22 protein-coding genes are annotated in these 22,204 nt (G+C 56.5%); 12 read left to right on the plus strand and 10 right to left on the minus strand.

Annotation, left to right across the window (positions count from 1 at the left end; all coding sequences use genetic code 11):
- Positions 1-6 precede the first annotated feature (6 nt).
- On the plus strand, positions 7-657 hold the full coding sequence (locus BLW66_RS06590) for a flagellar hook capping FlgD N-terminal domain-containing protein (protein WP_089946286.1): 651 nt from the start codon (positions 7-9) through the stop codon (positions 655-657).
- On the opposite strand, the gene ubiB is transcribed toward BLW66_RS06590, so the two are convergent.
- Both ubiB and ubiE read right to left on the minus strand, forming a co-directional pair.
- Positions 649-2,181: a 2-polyprenylphenol 6-hydroxylase gene (gene ubiB, locus BLW66_RS06595; protein WP_089946289.1), complete on the minus strand. Its 1,533-nt coding sequence runs from the start codon at positions 2,179-2,181 to the stop codon at positions 649-651. The two genes, BLW66_RS06590 and ubiB, sit on opposite strands and share 9 nt — an antisense overlap.
- Positions 2,182-2,934 carry a bifunctional demethylmenaquinone methyltransferase/2-methoxy-6-polyprenyl-1,4-benzoquinol methylase UbiE gene (ubiE, locus tag BLW66_RS06600; protein ID WP_089946291.1) on the minus strand — a complete coding sequence of 251 codons (753 nt, stop codon included), beginning with the start codon at positions 2,932-2,934 and terminating at the stop codon, positions 2,182-2,184.
- A 90-nt stretch (positions 2,935-3,024) separates the two neighbouring features.
- On the opposite strand from ubiE, the gene mutM reads away from it, so the two are divergent.
- From mutM to gyrB, 9 genes are all read left to right on the plus strand, one after another.
- Entirely contained in the window at positions 3,025-3,873 is an 849-nt protein-coding gene (gene mutM / locus BLW66_RS06605; RefSeq protein ID WP_089946292.1) for a bifunctional DNA-formamidopyrimidine glycosylase/DNA-(apurinic or apyrimidinic site) lyase, read from the plus strand.
- A gap of 57 nt (positions 3,874-3,930) precedes the next feature.
- Positions 3,931-4,707: an enoyl-CoA hydratase gene (locus tag BLW66_RS06610; RefSeq protein ID WP_089946294.1), complete on the plus strand. Its 777-nt coding sequence runs from the start codon at positions 3,931-3,933 to the stop codon at positions 4,705-4,707.
- An 86-nt stretch (positions 4,708-4,793) separates the two neighbouring features.
- On the plus strand, positions 4,794-5,057 hold the full coding sequence (rpsT, locus tag BLW66_RS06615; RefSeq protein ID WP_089946296.1) for a 30S ribosomal protein S20: 264 nt from the start codon (positions 4,794-4,796) through the stop codon (positions 5,055-5,057).
- A gap of 209 nt (positions 5,058-5,266) precedes the next feature.
- Complete coding sequence (locus BLW66_RS06620; protein WP_089946298.1) at positions 5,267-5,716, plus strand: rhodanese-like domain-containing protein; 450 nt, start codon at positions 5,267-5,269, stop codon at positions 5,714-5,716.
- 19 nt (positions 5,717-5,735) lie between these two features.
- Positions 5,736-7,121, plus strand: a complete 1,386-nt coding sequence (gene dnaA, locus BLW66_RS06625) for a chromosomal replication initiator protein DnaA (RefSeq protein WP_089946300.1) — start codon at positions 5,736-5,738, stop codon at positions 7,119-7,121.
- Positions 7,122-7,229: 108 nt separating this feature from the next.
- A complete protein-coding gene (gene dnaN, locus BLW66_RS06630; protein ID WP_089946303.1) occupies positions 7,230-8,348 on the plus strand; it encodes a DNA polymerase III subunit beta in 1,119 nt (372 codons plus the stop codon).
- A 9-nt stretch (positions 8,349-8,357) separates the two neighbouring features.
- Positions 8,358-9,464, plus strand: coding sequence for a DNA replication/repair protein RecF (recF, locus tag BLW66_RS06635; protein WP_089946304.1), 1,107 nt, complete (start codon positions 8,358-8,360; stop codon positions 9,462-9,464).
- A gap of 24 nt (positions 9,465-9,488) precedes the next feature.
- Positions 9,489-10,109: a LysE family translocator gene (locus BLW66_RS06640; protein ID WP_089946306.1), complete on the plus strand. Its 621-nt coding sequence runs from the start codon at positions 9,489-9,491 to the stop codon at positions 10,107-10,109.
- Between the two features lie 143 nt (positions 10,110-10,252).
- Positions 10,253-12,667, plus strand: a complete 2,415-nt coding sequence (gyrB, locus tag BLW66_RS06645; protein WP_089946308.1) for a DNA topoisomerase (ATP-hydrolyzing) subunit B — start codon at positions 10,253-10,255, stop codon at positions 12,665-12,667.
- 57 nt (positions 12,668-12,724) lie between these two features.
- On the opposite strand, the gene BLW66_RS06650 is transcribed toward gyrB, so the two are convergent.
- From BLW66_RS06650 to BLW66_RS06660, 3 genes are all read right to left on the minus strand, one after another.
- Positions 12,725-13,756: a phosphatase domain-containing protein gene (locus tag BLW66_RS06650; protein WP_089946310.1), complete on the minus strand. Its 1,032-nt coding sequence runs from the start codon at positions 13,754-13,756 to the stop codon at positions 12,725-12,727.
- Between the two features lie 78 nt (positions 13,757-13,834).
- Complete coding sequence (locus BLW66_RS06655; protein ID WP_089946313.1) at positions 13,835-15,259, minus strand: UdgX family uracil-DNA binding protein; 1,425 nt, start codon at positions 15,257-15,259, stop codon at positions 13,835-13,837.
- Positions 15,259-16,494 (minus strand): putative DNA modification/repair radical SAM protein, encoded by a 1,236-nt coding sequence (locus tag BLW66_RS06660; protein ID WP_089946315.1) that lies wholly within the window; start codon positions 16,492-16,494, stop codon positions 15,259-15,261. Before BLW66_RS06660 ends, BLW66_RS06655 begins: the two co-directional genes overlap by 1 nt.
- Positions 16,495-16,659: 165 nt before the next feature.
- Here BLW66_RS06660 and BLW66_RS06665 point away from each other — a divergent pair, with 165 nt between their 5' ends.
- On the plus strand, positions 16,660-16,875 hold the full coding sequence (locus tag BLW66_RS06665; protein WP_089946317.1) for a hypervirulence associated TUDOR domain-containing protein: 216 nt from the start codon (positions 16,660-16,662) through the stop codon (positions 16,873-16,875).
- On the plus strand, positions 16,872-17,834 hold the full coding sequence (locus tag BLW66_RS06670) for a DNA topoisomerase IB (RefSeq protein WP_089946318.1): 963 nt from the start codon (positions 16,872-16,874) through the stop codon (positions 17,832-17,834). Before BLW66_RS06665 ends, BLW66_RS06670 begins: the two co-directional genes overlap by 4 nt.
- Positions 17,835-17,870: 36 nt before the next feature.
- Here the strand turns inward: BLW66_RS06670 and BLW66_RS06675 are convergent, their stop codons facing one another.
- The 5 genes from BLW66_RS06675 to BLW66_RS06695 all read right to left on the minus strand — a co-directional run bounded on the left by BLW66_RS06675 (position 17,871) and on the right by BLW66_RS06695 (position 22,203).
- Positions 17,871-18,464, minus strand: a complete 594-nt coding sequence (locus tag BLW66_RS06675; protein ID WP_089946320.1) for a TetR/AcrR family transcriptional regulator — start codon at positions 18,462-18,464, stop codon at positions 17,871-17,873.
- Between the two features lie 13 nt (positions 18,465-18,477).
- Complete coding sequence (locus BLW66_RS06680; RefSeq protein WP_089946322.1) at positions 18,478-19,116, minus strand: DsbA family oxidoreductase; 639 nt, start codon at positions 19,114-19,116, stop codon at positions 18,478-18,480.
- A gap of 128 nt (positions 19,117-19,244) precedes the next feature.
- Entirely contained in the window at positions 19,245-19,808 is a 564-nt protein-coding gene (locus BLW66_RS06685; protein ID WP_089946324.1) for a carboxymuconolactone decarboxylase family protein, read from the minus strand.
- A 287-nt stretch (positions 19,809-20,095) separates the two neighbouring features.
- The gene (locus tag BLW66_RS06690; protein WP_089946326.1) at positions 20,096-21,196 is read right to left on the minus strand and encodes a flagellar basal body P-ring protein FlgI; all 1,101 of its coding nucleotides are present in this window, start codon (positions 21,194-21,196) and stop codon (positions 20,096-20,098) included.
- A complete protein-coding gene (locus tag BLW66_RS06695) occupies positions 21,193-22,203 on the minus strand; it encodes a flagellin (RefSeq protein WP_089946328.1) in 1,011 nt (336 codons plus the stop codon). Before BLW66_RS06695 ends, BLW66_RS06690 begins: the two co-directional genes overlap by 4 nt.
- Position 22,204: the final 1 nt, after the last annotated feature.

Raw genomic sequence — 22,204 nt, forward strand, 5'->3', positions numbered from 1 at the left:
ACCATCATGGACGTAGTCTCATCACCACAATTTAGCGGCGCTGAAGCGGCCCCCGCCCCCACTGCTCACAGCGTTCTGAGTTCCGACTTTGAAACGTTCATCACGATGCTGACCGCGCAGATGGAGAACCAAGACCCGCTCAATCCGCTCGATTCGCAGGACTTTGCCACTCAATTGGCAACCTTTTCGGGTGTTGAGCAGCAAGTAAAAACTAACGACCTACTAAGCGCTCTGGCGTCTCAGCTTCTGGCTTCTAGTCTTGGCGATATGGCGAGCTGGGTCGGCATGGATGCCCGCATAGCAGCGCCTGCACACTTTGATGGAGCACCCATTGAGTTGGTCGCGAATCCACCTAAACACGCGGAACGCGCCGAATTGGTCGTAACAAATGAAGCCGGCAGCGAGGTACAGCGGGTTAGTATCCCAGTCTCTGACCAGCCAATCAGCTGGGCGGGTGTGGGCAGCAGCGGGCAACCCCTAGCCAGCGGTACATACAGCTTCGAAGTGGAAGCCTTTTCTAAAGATGAGCAGATCGACAGTCATGTGCCGGATATTTTCACCCGCGTTTCGGAGATCCGCACAGTCGATCAAACCGCCGTAGTGGTGGTTAAGGGCGGCGCAATTCACCCCACGTCTCTGGTCACCGGCCTACGATAGTAGAAGCCATACCACCCAAGCTGCCGCAGCAACCCCAATACCCCACATAAAACCGATCAGCCGACCATTCGGCTGGTCCTTCCGTATTGCTCTCTCACTGTCGTGAGACTGGTTCAGCGCTGTTTCCATCAATTTTGGAAGCTTCGGCCCGAAACGGCCCAAGACCTGTACGGTCGAGACCAAATCGCGCAGTAAGGCTTTCGGTCCAACATTTTCTTTGATGTAGTCTTCAACCACTGGCTGAGCAACTTGCCAGATGTTGATTTCCGGATGCATGGTCCGTGCAACCCCCTCGACAACGACCATCGTGCGTTGCAGCAGGATCAGCTCGGTTCTCGTCTCCATGCCAAAACGCTCCGTCACCTCAAAAAGGTAGGCAAGCAAATGAGCCATTGAGATTTGCGTGGCGTTCATCCCGAAAATTGGCTCACCCACCGCGCGCAGCGCCTGTGCAAAATCATCGATATCACGGTCTGCAGGCACGTATCCGGCCTCAAAGTGAACCTCGGCAACACGGCGGTAGTCCTTGCGGATAAACCCGATGAGAATTTCCGCATAAGCGCGGCGGGTGTATTCATCAATGCGCCCCATAATGCCAAAATCATAGGCGATTATGTCGCCGGAGGGGCTGACCTTTAGGTTCCCTTGATGCATGTCGGCGTGAAAATAACCGTCGTTCAGGGCCTGCCTCAAGAACAACTGCAAGACGCGTTCGCCAAGGAGCTTCCGATCATGGCCGGCAGCGTCAATTGCCTCCACGTCACCGAAAGCGATTCCCTCTGCCCACTCCATTGTCATGACACGCTCAGCAGAATGGAAGAAATGTGTCTTGGGTACGACGAAGCCAACATCGCCAGCCGTCTTTGCGGCATATTCACCAGCGGCGGCAGCTTCCATCCGCAGATCAAGCTCCCCGCGCACAACGCCGTCGAAATGCTTAATCACTTCAGTCGGGTGTAAGCGACGCGATGACGGGGACAGCAACTCAATCATAGAAGCTGCGAAATAGAACGCGTCGATATCCTTTCGGAATGCCTTTTCAATGCCCGGACGCAGGATTTTGACGGCGACCTCTTCGCCTGTCTCTTTAAGGCGCGCCTTATGCACTTGCGCAATGGATGCGGCCGCGACGGGCTCGGAAAACTCTGAAAAAATCGTCGCCAGCGACGCGCCCAGCTCCTCCTCAACTGTCGCGATCGCATAGGCTGTTGGAAACGGCGGGAGCTTATCTTGTAATACGCGCAACTGTAGCGCCAGCTCGTCACCAACCACGTCGGGGCGTGTCGATAGAACCTGTCCAAACTTGATGTACGCGGGTCCCAATGCCGACAAAGCACGCACAGCCGGCGGCATCGAAGGGTCTCCCTTGTGGCCCAACCACTTGAACGGCCAAGCCATGACGCGCGCCACCAAACGCAAAGGTGCAGGAGCGTCAAACGCATCAAGCGCCAGGTTCATCGCGCCCGTCCGCTCTAGTGTAGCGCCGGTTCGGATAAGTCGCCAAACGTTGTGCGGCCCGCGCATCTAGATCTTCCAACCCGCGTGCAACGCCGCAACGCCCAACGTCATATTGCGGTAGCTCACGTTCTCGAAGCCAGCCGCGCGTATCATCCCGGCAAAGGTGTCTTGGTCAGGGAATTGTCGGATCGATTCGACAAGGTATTGGTAGCTTTCACTGTCGCCTGCGATCACCTTCCCCATTTTGGGGATAACGTTGAAGGAATACAGATCATAAGCTTTTTGCATCATCGGATTGGGCAATTGAGAAAACTCCAGAACCATCAACCGACCACCAGGCCGCAACACACGGTAAGCTTCGCTTAGGGCATCTGCGATACGAGTGACGTTCCGTATACCAAAGCTGATTGTATACACGTCGAAACTGTTATCCTCGAACGGCAATGCCATTGCATCGCCGACGACCCAATCAAGGCGGTCCGCTAGGGACGATGCTTCCGCGCGCTTGCGCCCTTCGACCAGCATCGATTCCGTCATATCCAGAACGACTGCATCCGCGTCACCGGCCCGCGCCAAGAACCGGAAAGACACGTCGCCCGTGCCGCCGGCCACGTCCAGCAGCCGCTGTCCCGCTCGCGGGGCCAGCCAGTCCATCATCGCATCTTTCCAAATGCGGTGAATGCCCACCGACATCACGTCATTCATGATGTCATACTTCGAGGCCACGTTCGTGAACACGCCATGTACCATCCCAGCCTTCTGGTTTTCTGGGACGTCCGTGAACCCGAAGTGGGTGGTTTTTTGCGAATCTTCAGCCATCTGTTCTTGCGGTCCTTACAATCTCACCCTTTCTTATAGGTCTAGCTTGGCGGGTTACAATGCGACCCAAAGGACGAATGAGGGTGCGCGATGCCAGAACTACCAGAAGTCGAAACTGTCAGGCGCGGCCTGCAACCCCATATGGAGGGGCGTGTCATGGCACGGGTGGAGGTCAACCGGCCCGACCTGCGCTGGCCATTCCCCCCGAATATGACGGGCCGGCTTCAAGGAAAGACAGTCACCGCACTGCGTCGACGTTCCAAATACATCTTAGTTGATCTGGATAGCGCGGAGACTTTGATCATCCACTTGGGAATGTCGGGCCGAATGCAAATTGACGAAGCACCGACGGCGCAGTTCCATCATGAGCCACCTGTGGCCCAAAAGCACGACCATGTTGTATTTCACTTACAGGACGGCACGAGAATTGCGTTCAATGATGCTCGCAGGTTCGGCGCCATGGATTTAACACCGACGGCTGAGGTCGAGAATCACTGGCTCCTTAACAAATTGGGTCCGGAGCCCTTGGGGAATTCGTTCAACGCACCGTATTTGGTCGAAGCCCTGAAAAAGAAGTCATCCCCGATCAAAACCGCGCTGCTGGATCAACGAGTCGTCTCCGGCTTAGGCAACATTTACGTCTGCGAGGTTCTGTTTCGCACTGGCATCTCACCGAAGCGCAAAGCCTCAAACTTGAGCGCCGCACGCGTTGCAAGCCTCGTCCCCGCCATTCGGGATGTCTTGGAGGAAGCCATAGAATCGGGAGGTTCCTCCCTGCGCGACCATCGGCAAACCAACGGTGAGCTGGGTTATTTTCAGCATAATTTTGCTGTGTACGACCGCGAAGGAGCGCCGTGTCGGAATGAGTGCGGCACCAACATTTTCCGTGTTGTTCAGTCGGGGCGTTCCAGTTTTTACTGCCCCAAATGTCAAAGATGAATTGAACCTCGGCGTGAACATGCTACGTCTCATGACCTGCTAGCAATGAGGTACATCATGGCATTCAAGACAATTATTGTTGAAATTGAAGAGCATATCGCGCTGATCAAACTGAATCGCCCTGACGCATTGAACGCGCTCAATGCGACGTTGCTATCTGAACTCTCGCAAGCACTGACGGACGCGGGCACCAACAAGAAGGTGCGCTGCATCGTCATTACCGGCTCTGAAAAGGCATTCGCAGCTGGCGCAGATATAACTGAGATGGCCGAAAAGTCCTTCGTCGACGTGTTCGGCGGCGACCTCTTCTCGGAATTTCCGAACACTTTCATGCGGGTACGCAAACCCATTATCGCCGCGGTCTCAGGCTATGCCTTGGGCGGTGGGTGCGAGTTGGCGATGATGTGCGACTTCATTATCGCATCAGACACCGCAAAGTTTGGGCAGCCGGAAATCAACCTTGGCGTCATGGCAGGTTTGGGCGGCTCGCAACGCCTGACACGCTTTGTTGGCAAGTCGAAAGCCATGGATATGAACCTGACCGGACGTTTCATGGACGCCGAAGAAGCTGAGCGCTCTGGACTGGTAAGCCGTGTCGTACCGGCGAAAAAACTGATCAACGAGGCCATGGCCGCAGCCGGAAAGATTGCTGAAAAATCTGCGCTCGCCACCGTTGCCATCAAAGAATCGGTGAACCGCAGCTACGAGACAACACTCAACGAAGGATTGCTGTTCGAGCGTCGGGTTTTCCACTCCCTTTTTGCGACAGAAGACCAAGCAGAGGGTATGGCAGCCTTTATAGAAAAGCGCGAACCGCAGTTCCGCGACAAGTAATGCCAATTAGAGCGTTGACTTGAAGGCGAGTCGGTCCTAGAAGCGCATTCTCAGATTTTCACACCGAACCATCGGGGTCCTTACGTATGGCAAATTCGCCTCAAGCTAAAAAGCGCGCGCGCCAAACAGAGCGCCGCACCGAAGTAAACAAAGCACGTCGCTCGCGCATCCGCACGTTCCTGCGCACAGTTGAAGAAGCAATCACTGGTGGTGATTCTTCCGTCGCTAAAGACGCGCTCAAAGCTGCTCAGTCTGAACTGATGCGCGGCGTCTCCAAAGGCGTGATGCACAAGAACACAGCGGCACGCAAAATGTCGCGCCTGTCATCGCGGGTCAAAGCCATCGGCTGATCCGGTTACAACTGATTACAGTTAAGATTTTCTAGAACGCGCCCTTATCGGCGCGTTTTTTTGTGCCCGATCCTTGGGGCGCGGCTTTTGCGCCACGGTTAGATTCGAGATCGTACTAAGTATGAGTCAAGCGCGAAGATAAGTTGCGACATGCCCTATCCAGTCGCTATCCATATTGAGCGATTCACTTCGTCTCGGGGGGACATGGAATGAGCACGAACACCAGTTCGGCTGTGCAAGACTTGCGGCCGGTACAGGCTTGGGACCTTTTAGAAAAGAACCCTACAGCAGTGCTCATCGACGTCAGGACAAAAGCCGAATGGTCTTTTGTGGGGAAACCTGACCTGTCGATCCTAAATCGTTCGGTTTTAACAATCGAGTGGTGTAGGTATCCGGATATGTCCGTAAATCCGCGGTTCGTTGAAGAAATGAATGAGGCACTGGGCAACGTTCTGCCGTCCCAGCTCTTGTTTATTTGCAGGTCCGGTGCGCGTTCTATGAACGCAGCGCTTGCGGTTCACGCTTCCCTTGCCGAGGGAGCGCACCACGTGGATCTGTTCAATGTAGCCGAGGGCTTCGAAGGCGACTTGGATCAGGAAAAACATCGGGGGGGGCTTAATGGCTGGAAGTCCCACGGGTTGCCATGGGGGCAATCCTGATCTGCGGAACGGGTAAAAGATGACGAACGACACTTGGGGGCAAGCGCGTGAAACGCTGCAAACTACTATTGGTAAGAACAACTACCAAACTTGGATTGAACCACTAACTTTCATTTCTTGCGACGGTGGCGTCGCTGAATTTGGTGTGCAAACCAGCTTTCAGGGGGACTGGGTCTCTCGCAACTTCGGCGACGAAATTCTTCGCCAGTTTGACAAGCTTGGTGAATCCGTTGACCGCCTGAAGTTCTCGGTTCAGAGCAATCGCCCGGTGAAAACTGCAGCACCTGCCACGACCACCATCTCGAAGTCCGGACAAACCGCTGCGCCAAAACCTGTTCAGGCCGCAACGCCGTCCGACGATCCCGTGATTGGCGCCCCTCTCGACAAGCGCTTTACGTTTGACCGTTTCGTTGTCGGGAAACCCAACGAACTGGCGCATGCCGCCTCACGCCGCGTCGCCGAAGGTGGTCCGGTCAGCTTCAACCCTCTGTTCCTCTACGGCGGTGTTGGCCTTGGTAAAACCCACCTGATGCACGCTATCGCTTGGGAGCTACAGACCCGCTCTCCCGAACTCAAAGTTGTCTACTTGTCCGCAGAACAGTTCATGTACCGCTTCATCCAAGCGCTGCGCGACCGTCAAATGATGGACTTCAAAAGCCTGTTTCGCTCGGTCGACGTGCTCATGGTGGATGACGTCCAGTTCATCGCTGGCAAAGACAGCACGCAAGATGAATTCTTCCACACGTTTAACGCGCTGATTGATCAGCAAAAGCAGATCATCATCTCCGCAGATCGCGCACCTGGCGAGATCGACGGCTTGGAAGAACGCATTCGGTCGCGGCTGCAGTGGGGGCTGGTCGTGGATTTGCACCCAACCGACTACGAACTGCGCCTTGGCATCTTACAGCAAAAGGTCGAGCAGTACCGCGCGCAGTATCAGGAGCTGAAAATCACTGATGGCGTGCTGGAATTCTTGGCGCACCGCATTTCCAACAACGTGCGTGTCCTAGAGGGTGCGTTGACACGACTGTTCGCGCTGGCCTCACTGGTTGGCCGCGAGATCACGCTGGAGATGGCCCAAGAAAGCCTCGCCGACATTCTGCGCCAGTCCGACCGCAAGGTGACGATGGACGAAATCATGCGCAAAACCTGCGACTACTACAACGTGCGCATGTCCGACCTGCTGTCGCCAAAACGGTCACGGAACATTGCGCGCCCCCGTCAGATGGCCATGTGGTTGGCAAAATTGCTGACCCAACGCTCCTACCCTGAAATCGGGAAGCGTTTCGGCAACCGCGATCACACCACGGTCATCCACGCGGTTCGCAAAATTGACGAGCTAAAAGCGCAAGACAGTCAGGTTGCCGAGGATGCGGAGCTACTTCGTCGCATGCTCGAAGCCTAATTGCCTTGACGATCCCGCGATAAAAGCGGACTTTTCAACAAAATGTTTGCATAAGCGGGCGGAGAGGATACCTTCTCCGCCCCAGCTATCTTCCAAAGAGGGACGGATATGAAAATCAGTGTCGAGCGCAGCGCCCTGCTCAAGGCTGTGAGCCAAGCTCAATCAGTTGTCGAGCGCCGTAACACCATCCCTATTCTGGCCAACGTCCTGATCGAAGCCGAAGGTAACGATGTGACGTTCCGCGCGACCGACCTTGATATCGAAGTTGTCGACAAAGCCCCCGCGCAAGTTGAACGCGCCGGTGCAACCACGGTATCCGCGACCACCTTGCATGAAATTGTGCGCAAGCTGCCTGATGGCGCGCTCGTTTCTCTTACGGACGACGGGGCGACAGGGCGGTTGACCGTAGAAGCCGGCCGCTCGAACTTCTCCTTGGCGACACTGCCAAAAGAAGACTTCCCCGTTATGGCGACGTCCGAATACCAGTCGAACTTCTCCGCACCAGCCCCGATGTTGCGCCGCTTGTTCGACAAGTCCAAATTCGCGATCTCGACCGAAGAAACACGGTATTATCTGAACGGCGTCTACATGCACATCTCTGACGCTGACGGCGGCAAGGTGTTGCGCTGCGTCGCGACCGACGGGCACCGTTTGGCCCGCATTGACGCCGACTTGCCGGACGGCGCCTCAGATATGCCCGGCGTCATTGTGCCACGCAAAACAGTGGCAGAGCTTCGCAAACTGCTTGAAGACGACGACATGCAAATCGCGGTGTCCGTTTCCGAGACCAAAATTCGCTTTGCGACCCCCGCTATCACGCTGACATCCAAGGTCATTGACGGCACATTCCCAGATTACACGCGCGTTATCCCGCAGGGAAACACGCGCAAGTTGGAGGTGGACGCCACAGAGTTTGCAAAAGCCGTGGACCGTGTGGCGACCGTTTCGTCCGAAAGGTCGCGCGCCGTTAAGCTGTCGCTAAGCGAGGATCGTTTGGTCCTGTCCGTCAATGCCCCCGACAGCGGTGCTGCGGAGGAAGAGCTCGCCGTTGCCTATAGCGACGAGGCGCTGGAGATCGGCTTCAACGCCAAGTACTTGTTAGAGATCGCAGGCCAAGTCGACCGTGAGAACGCTGTTTTCATGTTTAACTCAGCGGGCGACCCAACCTTGATGCGTGAAGGCAATGACCAATCTGCGGTCTACGTCGTGATGCCGATGCGCGTTTAACCCGCGCTCATGGCGGGACTGTACCTTTCCGCGCTAGCTTTATCCCATTTCAGGTCCCACCGCAGGGTGGAGCTGCAGCTTGACGATCGACCAGTAGCGATTTTCGGCTCCAATGGCGCTGGAAAAACCAACATCCTAGAGGCGATTTCGATGCTCTCTCCAGGCCGTGGCTTACGCCGCGCCAAGGCCGATGAAATCGCCCGCGCACCAGAAGCCGTGGGCTGGAAGGTATCAGCGCTTCTGCACAGCCTTGGCCAAACCCACGAGTTGGAAACCCGCGCGGAGGCTGGTGGGAACCGGACAGTCAGCATTGATGAGAAAACCGCGCCCCAAGTTGCTTTGGGACGCATCGCACGTGTCGTGTGGCTGATCCCGGCGATGGATCGTTTGTGGCTTGAGGGTGCGGAAGGGCGTCGCCGCTTTCTGGACCGCATCACCCTAAGCTTTGAGCCTAAACATGCCGAAGCATCCGTTACCTATGAAAAGGCGATGCGAGAGCGTAACCGCTTGCTCAAGGACATGGTCCGCGACCCAATGTGGTACGGGGCTCTAGAAACCCAAATGGCCGATGCAGGCGCACAGATCATCGCCAACAGGGCGAACGCATTGGCTCGGTTGCAATCCGCCATGCAAAACGCCCAGACGTCGTTCCCCACCGCCGACCTATCCATTGAGGCCCCAGATGACGGCGATTTTCTTGACAGCGCCGAGGCGTTGCTCGCCGCCTTCCAAGCCTCCAGATCGACAGACCTACGCGCGGGCAGAACGCTTGTCGGCCCTCACCGTGTCGATCTGAAAGCCATTTACACAGCGAAGAACATCGAAGCAAAGCAGTGCTCTACGGGGGAACAGAAAGCGTTACTGCTCTCCCTCATCTTGGCAAATGCGCGGGCGCTATCCGAAGACTTTGGTGCCGCTCCAATCATACTCTTGGACGAGGTTGCGGCCCACCTGGACGCCGATCGTCGCGCGGCGCTTTATGATGAGATCTGTGCGCTCAAGGCACAGGCGTGGATGACCGGAACCGGCGCGGAGTTGTTCGCTGAGCTTGCCGACCGTGCGCAGCACCTTGAAGTATCGGACGATAACGGCGCCTCCAAAGTAACCTTTCAGTAACCTTCGCTAAAGTGGGCTGACCAGATGACAATCACACCAGTTGAACTTCTATTCTACGCGGGCGGGTTGTTCGTCCTATTCCTGACCCCGGGCCCTGTGTGGGTCGCACTTCTGGCTCGCTCTATGTCTGGCGGCTTTCACGCGGCGTGGCCGCTGGCGCTTGGCGTGGTGGTCGGGGATGTGATCTGGCCACTTATTGCGATCCTTGGGGTGACGTGGATCGTTGATCAAGCCGGCTGGTTTATGGATGCCCTGCGGTGGGTCGCAGTCGCAATGTTTCTGGTAATGGGGGTGCTTTTGATCCGGAACGCGGACGCGAAATTACCCGAAAACTCCGCCCTTACGCGTCCTGGCATGTGGGCAGGTTTCGTGGCGGGGCTTATCGTCATCATCTCCAACCCGAAGGCCGTTCTGTTCTACATGGGGGTGCTGCCGGGCTTCTTCGACTTAACCAAAGTGACGCCTTGGGACATCGCTGCAATCTGCGGCTTAAGCTTTCTGGTTCCCCTTATCGGCAATCTTATACTCGCCGTCTCGGTAGATCGCGTCAGAGGCGTGCTGAAGTCACCAAGCGCGCTTAAGCGGATGAATACCATCGCGGGTTGGCTCTTGATTGGCGTCGCGGCAGTCATCGCAGTGAGCTGATTTGAATGCTATATCGCAGCCACTTTCCCACGGTAGTGGATCCCCGCGCATAGTGCTGTGCCGACCACGATATCTTGCGTCAATCGCGTGACATCCCCCAGCAAAAAGCCTATATTTGGCCCAACTTAAGCGGGAAATAACTCATGTCCGAAGAGCAAGAAAAACAAGCCGAATACGGCGCAGATTCCATCAAAGTTCTCAAAGGCTTAGAAGCCGTTCGAAAGCGCCCTGGAATGTACATCGGGGATACCGATGACGGCTCCGGCTTGCACCACATGGTTTATGAGGTCGTGGACAACGGAATTGACGAAGCGTTAGCCGGACATGCAGACGCCGTTAACGTAAAAATTCATGCCGATGGTTCCGTTTCGGTCAGTGACAACGGGCGCGGCATCCCTGTCGGCATTCACGAAGAAGAAGGCGTGTCCGCAGCCGAAGTGATCATGACCCAACTGCACGCTGGTGGTAAATTCGACAGCAACTCCTACAAGGTCTCAGGCGGCCTGCACGGCGTTGGGGTTTCCGTGGTTAACGCGCTGTCCAACTGGCTGGAGCTACGCATCTGGCGCGAGGGCAAGGAACACATCGCAAGGTTTGAGCACGGCGACACGGTCAAGCACCTTGAAGTCGTCGGTCCGACGGACCGCACGGGCACCGAGGTCCGCTTCATGGCCTCCTTGGAGACATTCTCCAACCGTGATTACGTGTTCGAGACACTGGAGAAGCGCCTGCGTGAGCTTGCCTTCCTGAACTCCGGCGTGCGCATCATCTTGGAAGACGAACGCCCCGCAGAAGCCCTGCGCACGGAGCTGTTTTACGAAGGTGGCGTCAAAGAGTTTGTCAAATACCTCGACCGCTCCAAATCCTCGGTGATGGCAGAGCCGATCTACGTGGTCGGCGAGAAGGACGACATCGGCGTCGAAGTCGCCATGTGGTGGAATGACAGCTACAACGAAATGGTGCTGCCGTTTACCAACAACATTCCGCAGCGCGATGGCGGCACTCACATGGCGGGCTTCCGTGGCGCGCTGACGCGCACGATCAACGCCTATGCGCAAAGCTCCGGCATCGCGAAAAAAGAAAAAGTGACCTTCACGGGCGACGACGCACGCGAAGGGCTGACTTGCGTTCTGTCCGTCAAAGTCCCTGATCCGAAGTTCTCCTCCCAGACTAAAGACAAGCTGGTGTCCTCCGAGGTCCGCCCAGCCGTTGAGGGGTTGATGAACGAGAAGTTGGCGGAATGGTTCGAGGAGAACCCGAACGAGGCGCGGGTGATCGTTTCCAAAATCGTCGAGGCTGCTCAGGCACGCGAGGCAGCACGCAAAGCGCGCGAGCTTACCCGACGTAAAAACCCGATGGACATGAACTTTTTGTCTTCAAAGCTAAAAGACTGCTCCGACAAAGATCCGTCAAAAACCGAAGTATTTTTGGTGGAGGGGGACTCGGCTGGTGGTTCCGCACAGACGGGGCGCGACCGCCAAACACAAGCAATCCTGCCGCTGAAGGGTAAAATCCTCAACGTGGAACGAGCCCGCTTTGATCGTATGTTGGGCAGCCAGGAAATCGGCAACATGGTGATGGCGCTCGGCACCGGAATCGGCCGGGACGAATTCGACATCTCCAAGCTGCGCTACCACAAGATCGTCATCATGACTGATGCTGACGTCGACGGCGCGCACATCCGCACATTGCTGCTGACCTTCTTCTACCGCCAGATGCCGGAGCTGATTGAGCAAGGGCACCTCTACATCGCGCAACCCCCGCTCTATAAAGTGGCACGCGGGCGCTCCGAAGTTTACCTGAAGGATCAGGCTTCAATGGAGGATTACCTCATTGAGCAGGGTGTCGAAGGTGCTGTTCTGAAGCTGGATTCCGGCGAGGAAATCACCGGCATGGACCTGCGCCGCGTCATTGAGGAAGCCCGCACCGTACGCCGCATTTTGCAGGCTTTCCCCACGCATTATCCGCAACACATTCTGGAACAATCAGCCATCGCCGGTGCGTTCATGGCGGGCCAAGTCGACCAAGACCTGCAAGGCGTTGCAAACACAGTCGCTGAACGTCTGGACCTCATCGCCCTTGAGTATGAAAAAGGCTGGCAGGGCCGGCCCACGCAGGACAAAGGCATCCGTCTCTGGCGTGTCCTGCGCGGCGTGGACGAGGTCCGTATTCTTGATGGTGGCGTTCTGCGCTCCGGAGAGGCGCGTCGCCTAGGTCAACTCACCACTAGCCTACAAGACACCTACGCCAAGCCCGCAAAACTGGTTCGCAAGGACCGCGAGCAACCCGTCTTCGGCCCGATTGATCTGCTGCAATCCATCTTGGAAGAAGGCGAAAAAGGGCTGTCCCTGCAACGCTACAAAGGTCTGGGCGAGATGAACCCCGACCAGCTGTGGGAAACGACCCTAGACCCAGATGCCCGCACCTTGTTGCAGGTCAAGATCGAGGACATCGCTGAGGCTGACGACATCTTCACCAAGTTGATGGGTGACGTGGTAGAGCCACGCCGCGACTTCATCCAAACGAACGCGTTGAGCGTTGAGAATTTGGACTTCTAGGGTCATTCCAGAAAAGTCTTCAGGTTAAAAACCTCGTTAGGGTTGCTCTAGGCTGCCCTAACGGACTGTCGCAGTGCTATCGGGCGTCGCGAACAGGTCGGGCCGCGCCTTAATCAGTCGCTCCTGAAAACCGTCAAAAGATGGCGCAGCGAAAGCGAGCCTTTTAGTGGCAAGCAACTGATCTAAATCAGTTAAATCAACCGCATCCATCCCTGGCCCCGGCGCGCGCAAACCTACTGCTGCGATACGGTCACCGTGACGTTCGATTGCGGCATGGTAGATTTTCGCGTCATGCTGGCCGGTGTCTCCCAACAAGATCGCAGGCAAATCAGGATAGGCGTTCAAGATGTGGTCGATGCTCGCGCCTTTGTGGTCTCCATGCCCCTCAGTGATGAATTGGGTGTCGCTTAGACCGAGATCGCGAAGGAACATCGGCCCCGCGATCAGACCAGTATTCGCGAATACCCGTTGCAAGAAGCCATGCATGTTCCAAGGTGAGGAGCTAACATAGAACACCGGATTGCGACCGCCCGCGGACAACCACGTCGTCAGCGAAATCGCGTCTGTGTAGGCATGTCGCGTCTTGGTGTTTCCGGTGAATGTAGTGAATAGATTGCGAAGCAGAGAATAGGCACCGGTCTCTATCATCGTGTCATCAATATCTGAAATGACGATGAACCTTGCATCTGCGCGCGGCGCAAACACGGGGCACGGGACCGCTTCAGCCCGCCCCTCGACGTGCACATATTCGGTACTCCACCCCTCGCGCTCATCAGCAGGTAGCACCAATGTGAAGTAGCCCTCCTCATCGGTTTGCGCCTTCGTGGCGTCAGAGCACACCGTCACATCCGCAACTTCATTGGTAAAAAACAGGTCAAGCATCCGGCGAAAGTTGCCCCATCTGGATTGACCATCCGCCACGTCGTAACTGCGCAAACTGCCAAGGACTCGCCCCCGCACAATGACATGCTGCTGGGTTGCATAGCCTATGTAGGGGTCGATTTCTCGTCCGCTGGTCGGCCTGTGAAACACACGGTCAAAACCGCGTTCGGCGATAAGGGCAATCTTGTGCAATACACGTTTAATCAATGTCGTCTCCTAAGATTCACCTAACCAAACGCGGGGGCTACGGATATTGCTCCCGAATTTTTACAATTCCTTTGAAGCTTACTCCGCAACCAAAGCCTTTGCCTCTGCCAAATCGCGCATCAGAACGTCACGGGCCGTTGACTGTGCAGCAGTGTCAGGCAGGCGCAAAATATACGCCGGATGATACGTGATCAAAACTGGCACCCCGTCGCGCCCTGCTTCGACCTTGCCGCGACGCCCGCTTATCGGACCCTTCCGCCCCGTCAGCGCCATCGCAGCCGTGGCACCGAGCGCGACTACGAGCTTCGGTTGAACGCGCAAAAGCTCCGTATCAAGCCAGAGGCGGCAATGCTCGACCTCATCGCTGGCAGGCGTCTGGTGAATACGCCTTTTGCCGCGCACGACGTGTTTGAAATGCTTCACCGCGTTGGTCAGGTATACGCGGTCCCGTTCCAATCCCACATGCTGCATAGCCTGCCCCAGCACCTGACCGGCAGGCCCTATGAACGGCCTGCCGTGCAGGTCTTCAATGTCCCCCGGCTGCTCCCCAACGATCATCAACGCGGCCTTGTCCGGCCCACATCCCGCAACAACCTGCGTCGCCTGTGCGTGCAGCGGACAGCGCTGGCACGACGCCAGTGCAGCGGCAAAACCGCTCTGCGGCCCATCCCAATGCGCCCCACGTGTGGCTGCACTCTGCACCTTGGCTGCGCGTACTGGCGGCAAGGTTGGTGCGGCTTCCGCCATAGCGCGTGCCCGTGCGGGGGCCTCGGCGATCAGCCTTGGGATCGCGGCCGCCTCTGGAAGATTTTTCCAGTACTTCTTCGGCATCTCGGACGTCATCGCGTTTACCTTCAACCGAGCTGGATTGAAGATGTTGCAGAAATACGTGGTCCAAAGGTCTTCGTGAGCATCTTCGCGCAAATCCGGCTTCGGCAAGTCCACTGCGAACCGCAACACGCCGCCCTCAAAAATCGCCGTGACGTCTGGCGTCACAATTCGCCAATCCATATCCGCAAAGCGCTTGACGAAGAACGTTGCTGTTGGCTCCATGGTGTGATGCGTCGGCTCGAACCACGCGGCAAAACTGCGGCGCTCCGCTTCAGGATCTCCAATCTCGCGAAACCGAACAAACGCCTTCATTTTATGCTGACATCGGTAGACCGCCTTCTCCATAGCACGCAGCGATTGCACCAATGGGTCCGCGCGATCCTGCATCAACCCGCGTTCGCGTTGCAGCCGGTACAGGCAGCTATAAAGCCGATCAAACCGGTCCGCATCAGTATGCCACACGACAGCCCGCGCCAAAGACACAAATGATTTGGGCACGCTCAGGCGGCTGTCGTCCACAACGGGTGGCGCAGAAACCTCATCAAATAAACCGCCTGCCGCGCCTTGGCCGAACGTCACATCACGCGGCGACATTCCCGCCGCGAGACAAGCGCGCGCCGCATCGCGCCAAGCGGTGTCCACTCCCAGCCGAGGCAGTACAATCCGCTTCATTAGAATAGACTAAGCTGCTCTGGTGGGGGCGCGAACAACCCGCGCAAGTCGGCGCTGTCCGTCAGCCCCCCCGGTGTCCAACCTTTGGCCGTAATAAACACACGCGCCTTCTTCAAGGACGCCCCAAGTCGCGCAATATCCTCGTAGCGCAAGGTGCGGTGACGGCGCGTCGCGATGATGCGGTTGACCGTTTTCACCCCAAAACCAGGAACTCGCAGCAGCATCTCGCGGGAGGCAGAGTTTACGTCGACCGGAAACCCTTCTCGGTGCGCCAAAGCCCATGCGAGCTTTGGGTCGATGTCCAGATCAAGGTTGCCGCCCAGCGCTGTGTCCGTAATCTCGTGCAGCTGAAAGTCGTAGAACCGCAGCAACCAGTCCGCTTGGTACAAACGATGCTCACGCTGCAACGGCGGGCTAACCAGCGGGAGGCGCGACGATGCGTCCGGGATCGGACTAAACGCCGAGTAATATACTCGCTTCAAGCCGTAGGAACCATATAGCCGCGTTGACTGGCCCAGAATGGTCGCATCGTTTGCGCCATCGGCCCCGATGATCACTTGGGTCGACTGGCCCGCAGGCGCAAACTTTGGCGGGCGTTTGCCCGTGTGAGATCGGTCTTTACTCGCGATCTGGCGCAGCTTGACGTCAGCCATTGCTTTCCGGATTTGATCCGGACTTTTCTCGGGCGCGTATTCCTTCACGGCTTGGTCCGTCGGCAATTCGACGTTTATCGATAGACGGTCCGCCAACCGACCTGCCTCCGCTATCAGTTCGGGCGCAGCGTCGGGGATCGTCTTCAGGTGGATATAACCGCGAAAATTTTCCTCTTCCCGCAGCTTCCTTGCAATACGGACCATGTCCTCCATCGTCTTGTCAGGCGACCGGATAATGCCGGACGATAAAAACAGCCCTTCGATGTAATTGCGTCGGTAGAAGTCGATTGTCAGCTTCACAACTTCATCGACGGAAAACCGCGCGCGCTCCACATTCGACGACACGCGATTAACGCAATACACACAATCGTAGATGCAGAAGTTCGTCATCAGGATTTTTAGTAAACTGATGCATCGCCCGTCCGGGGCGTAAGAGTGACATATGCCCGAGCCGGTGTTCGATCCGAGTCCTCTGCCATCGCTGGAGTCCCGCTTTGTGGAACCCGACGACGCGCATGACGCATCGTATTTTGCGGCGTCGCTTAGAATCGCCAGCTTTTCGTTGATTGATTTTTGAGCCATGTGTTCATGGTATGTTCTTATCGTGTTTATTTCAACCTGCCTGTGCGGCATTCCCCCGCGTCACGTGGCCTTCGGGTCGCTTCCTCCCTTTGCGGAACCTTCGAGACGTTAAGCACGTTTGTACATATCGGTCTCCGCGCGATCGAACCTCAAAAGGAGTTGGATATGAGCAACATCAGCGAAGGCGACACCGTGAAATGGGACTGGGGAAACGGGAGCGCATCAGGCACCGTTCAGTCTGTGTTCTCGGAGAAGACAACTCGCACGATCAAAGGTTCTGAGGTTACGCGCAACGGCACCAAAGACGATCCAGCTCTCTACATAAAGCAAGACGACGGCGACGCGGTTCTCAAACTCGCATCGGAAGTAAAGACGACATGACAGCGGGCTTGGTCTACGTATCGGATGCTGATCCCGGCATCTCGCGGCGCCGCTGCGGACGCGGGTTCACCTACACCGCGCCCGACGGGACCACCATCGCGCGCGGAGAAGAGCGTCAACGGATTGAAGCTCTCGCCGTCCCGCCAGCGTACGAAGACGTCTGGATTTGCGCGCTTGAACTCGGTCACATTCAAGCCACAGGCCGCGACGCGCGAAAGCGCAAACAGTACAGATACCACCCCGACTGGTCTGCCGCTCAGGCGGAAACCAAATTTGAACAGCTTCCGGCCTTCGGGGCCGCGCTCCCATCAATTCGCCGACGTGCGGATAGGGATATCGCCTTGTCCCCAGGAGACGAAGAGTTCGCTCTGGCCGCTGCCGTCATGTTGATCGACCGCACGTCGTTGCGTGTCGGAAATCCTTCCTACGCGCGTGAGAACGGTAGTTACGGCGCGTTAACGCTAAAACGCCGCCACCTAAGGATGTCGGACGATAGCATCCGGCTGAGCTTCACCGCGAAAGGCGGCAAAAAAGTTCGGCAGACAATCACCGACCGCAAGCTTCAGAGGCTGCTACACAAAGTGAGTGACCTTTCCGGTGCGACACTACTGTCGTGGTCGGACGATGACGGCGCGGATCACACAATCTCTTCGCAAAAACTGAATGAATACTTATCCGACGCGGCCGGACAGGCGGGCATCACAGCCAAAGCATTCCGAACATGGGCAGGTACACTGGCCGCATTCGAATGTGCAGAAAAAGGCAGCCCGAGCATTAAAGACATGGCGGATGCAGCAGCTAAGCGATTGCACAACACGCCGACAGTGGCGAGAAACAGCTACATTCACCCAGCTGTAATCGACTTGGCGAGCCGCGCCCAAATCGACCTGAAGCCCACCCAGATGAGAGGGCTATTCGCGGCGGAACAACGTCTGATGACGTTCTTGGAAACGCACTGACGCGATAACAGCAGCGTCCGTCATCGCCGGCCAGTTTTACACCCGCAACGCTTCAACCTCACCCGCCATGTCCTCGGCCAGATCATGCAAATCGGCCGAATTCGTGCCCTGATGCAACTCTAACCGCAGCGCCGCGACATTCGCTTGATAGCGACGCGCCAGCCGGTTCGGATCAGCTTGCGGGCCAAGCTCACCGGCGATTTTCGCGGCTTCGAATCCGGCCGCAATCTCCAGCCTGATACCTTCCAGATATTCCCGTGATCTCTCGGCAATCAATGGGTCCGTGGACTTCGTGTCGACAATCGTCTTGGTCAACATGCACGCCTGCCGCGTGGCGTCCGCTTCCGGCAATAACGCAAAGCCGCGCAGATGATCGGCAAGTCCACGCAGCGGTGAGGAACTTTGCGCAAGCATATCTCGAAACGCCTGTCGCGACCGCTCGAAGTAAGCCTGCAAAGCCAGAAGGTACAAATTCTCTTTGCTCTTGAACGCAGCGTAGATGCTGCCGGGCTTCATGTTTAACGCAGCTTCCAGATCTTTCAGTGACGTCGCGTGATAGCCCTTATTCCAGAACAATGACATCGCGGCATCTAGCGTTCTGTCGCGATCGTAAGGGCTGGCACGCGTCATGGTTTCATACCTCTTATGGCGCCAACTGGCGTAAAATACTTACATAGTTGTCCACACCCTGCGCGCCAGTAACCAGATGTTTGCGGTCAAACACGACTGCTGGCACACCTTGAATGCCCTGTTGCGTCCAGAACGTCTCAGCGTCTCGGACGGCCTGTGCAAAACGCTGGTCATCAAGAACCGCTGCCGCCTCTTCGCGGTCTAACCCTATCTCGCCAGCAATATCGTTAAGAACCGCATTATCGGAAAGGTTTCGACAATCGGTAAAATGGGCCTTGAACAACGCTTGCTTTAGCTCGTGCTTCCGGCTCAGCTCTCCCGCCCAGTGCAGCAATTGATGCGTGTTGAAAGTGTTGTGCATCCGGAAGTCGCTATCCCAGCTAAATTCGAACTCCAATTCGTCACCAAGCGCGGTCATTTGCGCGCGGCTTTGCGCGGACTGCTCCGGCGTCGACCCGTATTTCTCGGCAATATGCTCGCGCATGTTTTGCCCCTCGGCGGGCATTTGCGGGTTCAGTTCAAAAGGGTGCCACTGAATTTCATGTGCCACGCCGGTTTGCTCCAAGGCACGGGATAATTGGCGATATCCAATGACGCACCACGGACACATTACATCCGAAATAATATCAATTCGAAGGGGTTGGTCGGTCATGGTAATTCCCTATTCAGGATAAACGGTCATGGAGACCATGTATAATGCGCACGGCTGTCGATCAGCAACCAGTGCCAGATTTAACTTGCGGAGAAGGCGCGTGGCCCCCTGAGAGGCCACGCGTATCGTTAAGCAGCTGCGTCGTCGCGCGACCAGGCAAACTTCTCAAACACCTTGTCGACAGGTGTTTTCGCCAAATGGTTTGTGTAGTTCGACATAATCTTTTGGCTATAACCGAGGATGACCTCAAGGATGTTGCGCTGCGTATAGCCCGCGTCCAGAAACGCCTGCACGTTGTCGTCCGACACATAACCGCGATCACGAACCAACTGCAGTGTGAAGGTCCGCAGCGCTTCCAAGCGCGCATTCGGCAATGGCGTCTCGTTTCGCAGTGCTTCGGTGATGTCGTCGTCTACCTTCATCATTTTCGCGATACCTGTGTGTGCAGGCACGCAGTAATGACAGTCGTTTTCAACGTTGATCGCCTGCCAAACGACAGTCAATTCGTCTTTGTCGAAGCTCGAGTCCAAAAACAACTCGTGGAGTTTTTGATACCCTTCCAACAAACCAGGCGCTTCGGCCATGACACCGTGGAGGCCTGGCAAGCGCCCATTTGCCGCGATGGATTTAGCCACAAACTCTTTCGAGGCTTCTGGAGCTGAATCTTCGGTGTGAACTGTAAAATTGGTCATAAGTCATTCCTGATGTAGTCAAATTTCAAGGAACAAAGGCGCGCACGAAACTATGACGGCTGATCAGAGAGGCCGTAATTCTTTCGATTTTTCCGCGCTCCCTCACTCAATGCTGCCCCGTCATCGGGCCATGACGTGCATATGGGATAACTTGAGTGATCACTCAAGATGAGCTTTGAGCAATCACTCAAACGTGACAACCTATACCCATCTGACACTGGAAGCGTCACGAACAAGTTGCGACACCGGTGGCGGCCCATCGCAACAGAGGACGCCTCGCATCGACACTACTGGACTATAAACTCAGCGTGCAGCGCGCCGGCAGCTTTGATGCTTTTGAGGATATCAATCATCGCCATTGGCTTGACGCCAAGGGCATTGAGCCCTGAAATGACATCTCTCAGAGTGGCCCCCGGTGGAATTTCGGCAAGGCCAGTTCCCTCATCTTCCTCCAGCGTTGCAGCTGTTCGCGGTACAACCACGGTCTCGCCCTCGCTAAATGGGTTGGGCTGAATGACAATCGGTGCCTCTTCGATTGTTAACGTGAGGTTGCCTTGCGCAACGGCAACGCGGGATATCCGCACGTTTTCGTCCATCACAATCGTGCCGGAGCGCTGATCAATGACCACGCGCGCCCGACGTTCTGGTGCCACAATGATGTTCTCAATTCGGCTCAGAACATGGGCGGGCGATCGCATTCCTGTGGCATCAATATTCAACTCCACCGTCCCCGAATCCAGCATCAATGCCGCCGGTCGCCCTAAAGCCACGTTCACAGCCTTCTCAATCTTTTCTGCAGTGGAGAAATCGGGCGTGCGTAGTGCCATTCGCAGGCTCGACAGCTGTGTGAAGTCGAATTCCACTTCGCGCTCCACGCGCCCGCCGGCAGGGACAATTCCCGCTGTGGGAACCCCGTGCACAACCCGGGCCGCGTCGCCTTCTGCCGACACTCCACCGGCAATGACTGTACCCTGCGCGACAACGTACACGTCGCCATCTGCCGCATTAAGTGGCGTCATAATTAACGTGCCGCCTAGCAAGCTTTTCGCGTCGCCAATTGCCGAAACTGTGACATCGACCTTACCGCCTGTGCGGCTGAATGCGGGCAATGTCGCGGTCACCAATACGGCTGCAACGTTTTTAGGGCGAAACTGCTCTCCGCCGACGTTGACGCCCAGACGCTCCAAGATGTTGATCATCATCTCTTCGGTGAAAGGGGAGTTTCGCAGCCCGTCCCCCGTCCCGTTCAGGCCCACGACCAACCCGTAGCCAACCAAGTCATTGCCACGTACGCCATCGAATTCGACCAGATCTTTCAACCTAACGCTGGAGCCTAACCCGACAGACGGGACAAGCAAGATCAGCAGGAACAGCGCGGCCCGGATCATCGCAGATAATCCATCAACCGCAGTTGAGACGTCCGCGCGGTCAGCACATAAAGCGCCTCAACTTGAAATTGCACGGCTTCCAACGCGCTCGCGGCTTCGTATTGATCGACGCCCGTTATCTTCGACTTGGCCGCCTCCAGAACAGCCCGCTCAACGCCGCCTGCTATGCTGGCCTCCAAGATCAACCCCTGTGTCACCCCCGTATCGCGCTGCATATCGATCAACGCTTTCTCGGCCGCAATCATGGCCAACCCGGCGTCTGACACCAGACTGCGCTTCTCGGCGGCGGTCACAGCGACCCCTCCCTCCGAGATCACCGCCGCAATTGCCAGGTTTTTCAAAGTTGCACGAAAGGCGGCATCATCGGCTTTGAACGGCAAACCGACAGACAGCGTGTCCGACAACGCGATCCCCGATTGCGCCACTGCGTCCCCACCGTAAACCAGCGTCTCGAATCCGCCGCCCGCATCACCAAACCAGGCGTCTATTTGGGTCATGAAATCTGCCGGTCCACTAGAGCCACTTGCTATGCTGCGCACATGGCTTAGGATAGTTGCTCCGTCCGGAAGCGGTTGCTGGCGCGTCGCCACGCCCGAAAACAGGAACTCGCCCGAAAGCTGCGTGTTCAGATACGCAGTGACCTGGCTTAACCGACTAGCCGCACTGGCCAGCTTGGCATCAAGCACGTCTGATTGCTCTAGGCTGGCTGCGGCGAGCATGTCGGTCCCGAACGTCGAAATTGCGCCCTGCATGGCCTCTAGGCTTGTTTGGATTCCTGTCACGCGAAGGTCGACAGATTCCCGCCCGAGGGCAAAACCATCAAGCCTGCGTAGGGACCGCTCCAACCCCGCCAAGGGGCCAAACTCCCCACGGACATGGCCGCTCAGATCAGACCGCTCCCCCGTGGTCAGCTCATTTGTCAAATGAGCGAGCGTCGTCTTCAACCCGGCACCTTGGCGCCGCAGCATCATGCTTTGTCCTAAATCGCTAATACTACTGTAGTTCATG

Source organism: Litoreibacter albidus (assembly GCF_900107015.1).
Classification (GTDB): Bacteria; Pseudomonadota; Alphaproteobacteria; order Rhodobacterales; family Rhodobacteraceae; genus Litoreibacter; species Litoreibacter albidus.

What these genes read in the sequence shown, in the direction of transcription:
- ubiE (WP_089946291.1), bottom strand. Translation starts at nt 2,934, where the DNA reads ATGGCTGAAGATTCGCAAAAAACCACCCACTTCGGGTTCACGGACGTC.
- recF (WP_089946304.1), top strand. Translation starts at nt 8,358, where the DNA reads ATGGCGGGACTGTACCTTTCCGCGCTAGCTTTATCCCATTTCAGGTCC.
- BLW66_RS06640 (WP_089946306.1), top strand. Translation starts at nt 9,489, where the DNA reads ATGACAATCACACCAGTTGAACTTCTATTCTACGCGGGCGGGTTGTTC.
- BLW66_RS06655 (WP_089946313.1), bottom strand. Translation starts at nt 15,259, where the DNA reads ATGAAGCGGATTGTACTGCCTCGGCTGGGAGTGGACACCGCTTGGCGC.
- ubiB (WP_089946289.1), bottom strand. Translation starts at nt 2,181, where the DNA reads ATGCGCGGGCCGCACAACGTTTGGCGACTTATCCGAACCGGCGCTACA.
- gyrB (WP_089946308.1), top strand. Translation starts at nt 10,253, where the DNA reads ATGTCCGAAGAGCAAGAAAAACAAGCCGAATACGGCGCAGATTCCATC.
- BLW66_RS06660 (WP_089946315.1), bottom strand. Translation starts at nt 16,494, where the DNA reads ATGGCTCAAAAATCAATCAACGAAAAGCTGGCGATTCTAAGCGACGCC.
- BLW66_RS06675 (WP_089946320.1), bottom strand. Translation starts at nt 18,464, where the DNA reads ATGACGCGTGCCAGCCCTTACGATCGCGACAGAACGCTAGATGCCGCG.
- mutM (WP_089946292.1), top strand. Translation starts at nt 3,025, where the DNA reads ATGCCAGAACTACCAGAAGTCGAAACTGTCAGGCGCGGCCTGCAACCC.
- BLW66_RS06695 (WP_089946328.1), bottom strand. Translation starts at nt 22,203, where the DNA reads ATGAACTACAGTAGTATTAGCGATTTAGGACAAAGCATGATGCTGCGG.
- BLW66_RS06590 (WP_089946286.1), top strand. Translation starts at nt 7, where the DNA reads ATGGACGTAGTCTCATCACCACAATTTAGCGGCGCTGAAGCGGCCCCC.
- BLW66_RS06690 (WP_089946326.1), bottom strand. Translation starts at nt 21,196, where the DNA reads ATGATCCGGGCCGCGCTGTTCCTGCTGATCTTGCTTGTCCCGTCTGTC.
- BLW66_RS06665 (WP_089946317.1), top strand. Translation starts at nt 16,660, where the DNA reads ATGAGCAACATCAGCGAAGGCGACACCGTGAAATGGGACTGGGGAAAC.
- BLW66_RS06670 (WP_089946318.1), top strand. Translation starts at nt 16,872, where the DNA reads ATGACAGCGGGCTTGGTCTACGTATCGGATGCTGATCCCGGCATCTCG.
- dnaN (WP_089946303.1), top strand. Translation starts at nt 7,230, where the DNA reads ATGAAAATCAGTGTCGAGCGCAGCGCCCTGCTCAAGGCTGTGAGCCAA.
- dnaA (WP_089946300.1), top strand. Translation starts at nt 5,736, where the DNA reads ATGACGAACGACACTTGGGGGCAAGCGCGTGAAACGCTGCAAACTACT.
- BLW66_RS06685 (WP_089946324.1), bottom strand. Translation starts at nt 19,808, where the DNA reads ATGACCAATTTTACAGTTCACACCGAAGATTCAGCTCCAGAAGCCTCG.
- BLW66_RS06680 (WP_089946322.1), bottom strand. Translation starts at nt 19,116, where the DNA reads ATGACCGACCAACCCCTTCGAATTGATATTATTTCGGATGTAATGTGT.
- BLW66_RS06620 (WP_089946298.1), top strand. Translation starts at nt 5,267, where the DNA reads ATGAGCACGAACACCAGTTCGGCTGTGCAAGACTTGCGGCCGGTACAG.
- BLW66_RS06610 (WP_089946294.1), top strand. Translation starts at nt 3,931, where the DNA reads ATGGCATTCAAGACAATTATTGTTGAAATTGAAGAGCATATCGCGCTG.
- rpsT (WP_089946296.1), top strand. Translation starts at nt 4,794, where the DNA reads ATGGCAAATTCGCCTCAAGCTAAAAAGCGCGCGCGCCAAACAGAGCGC.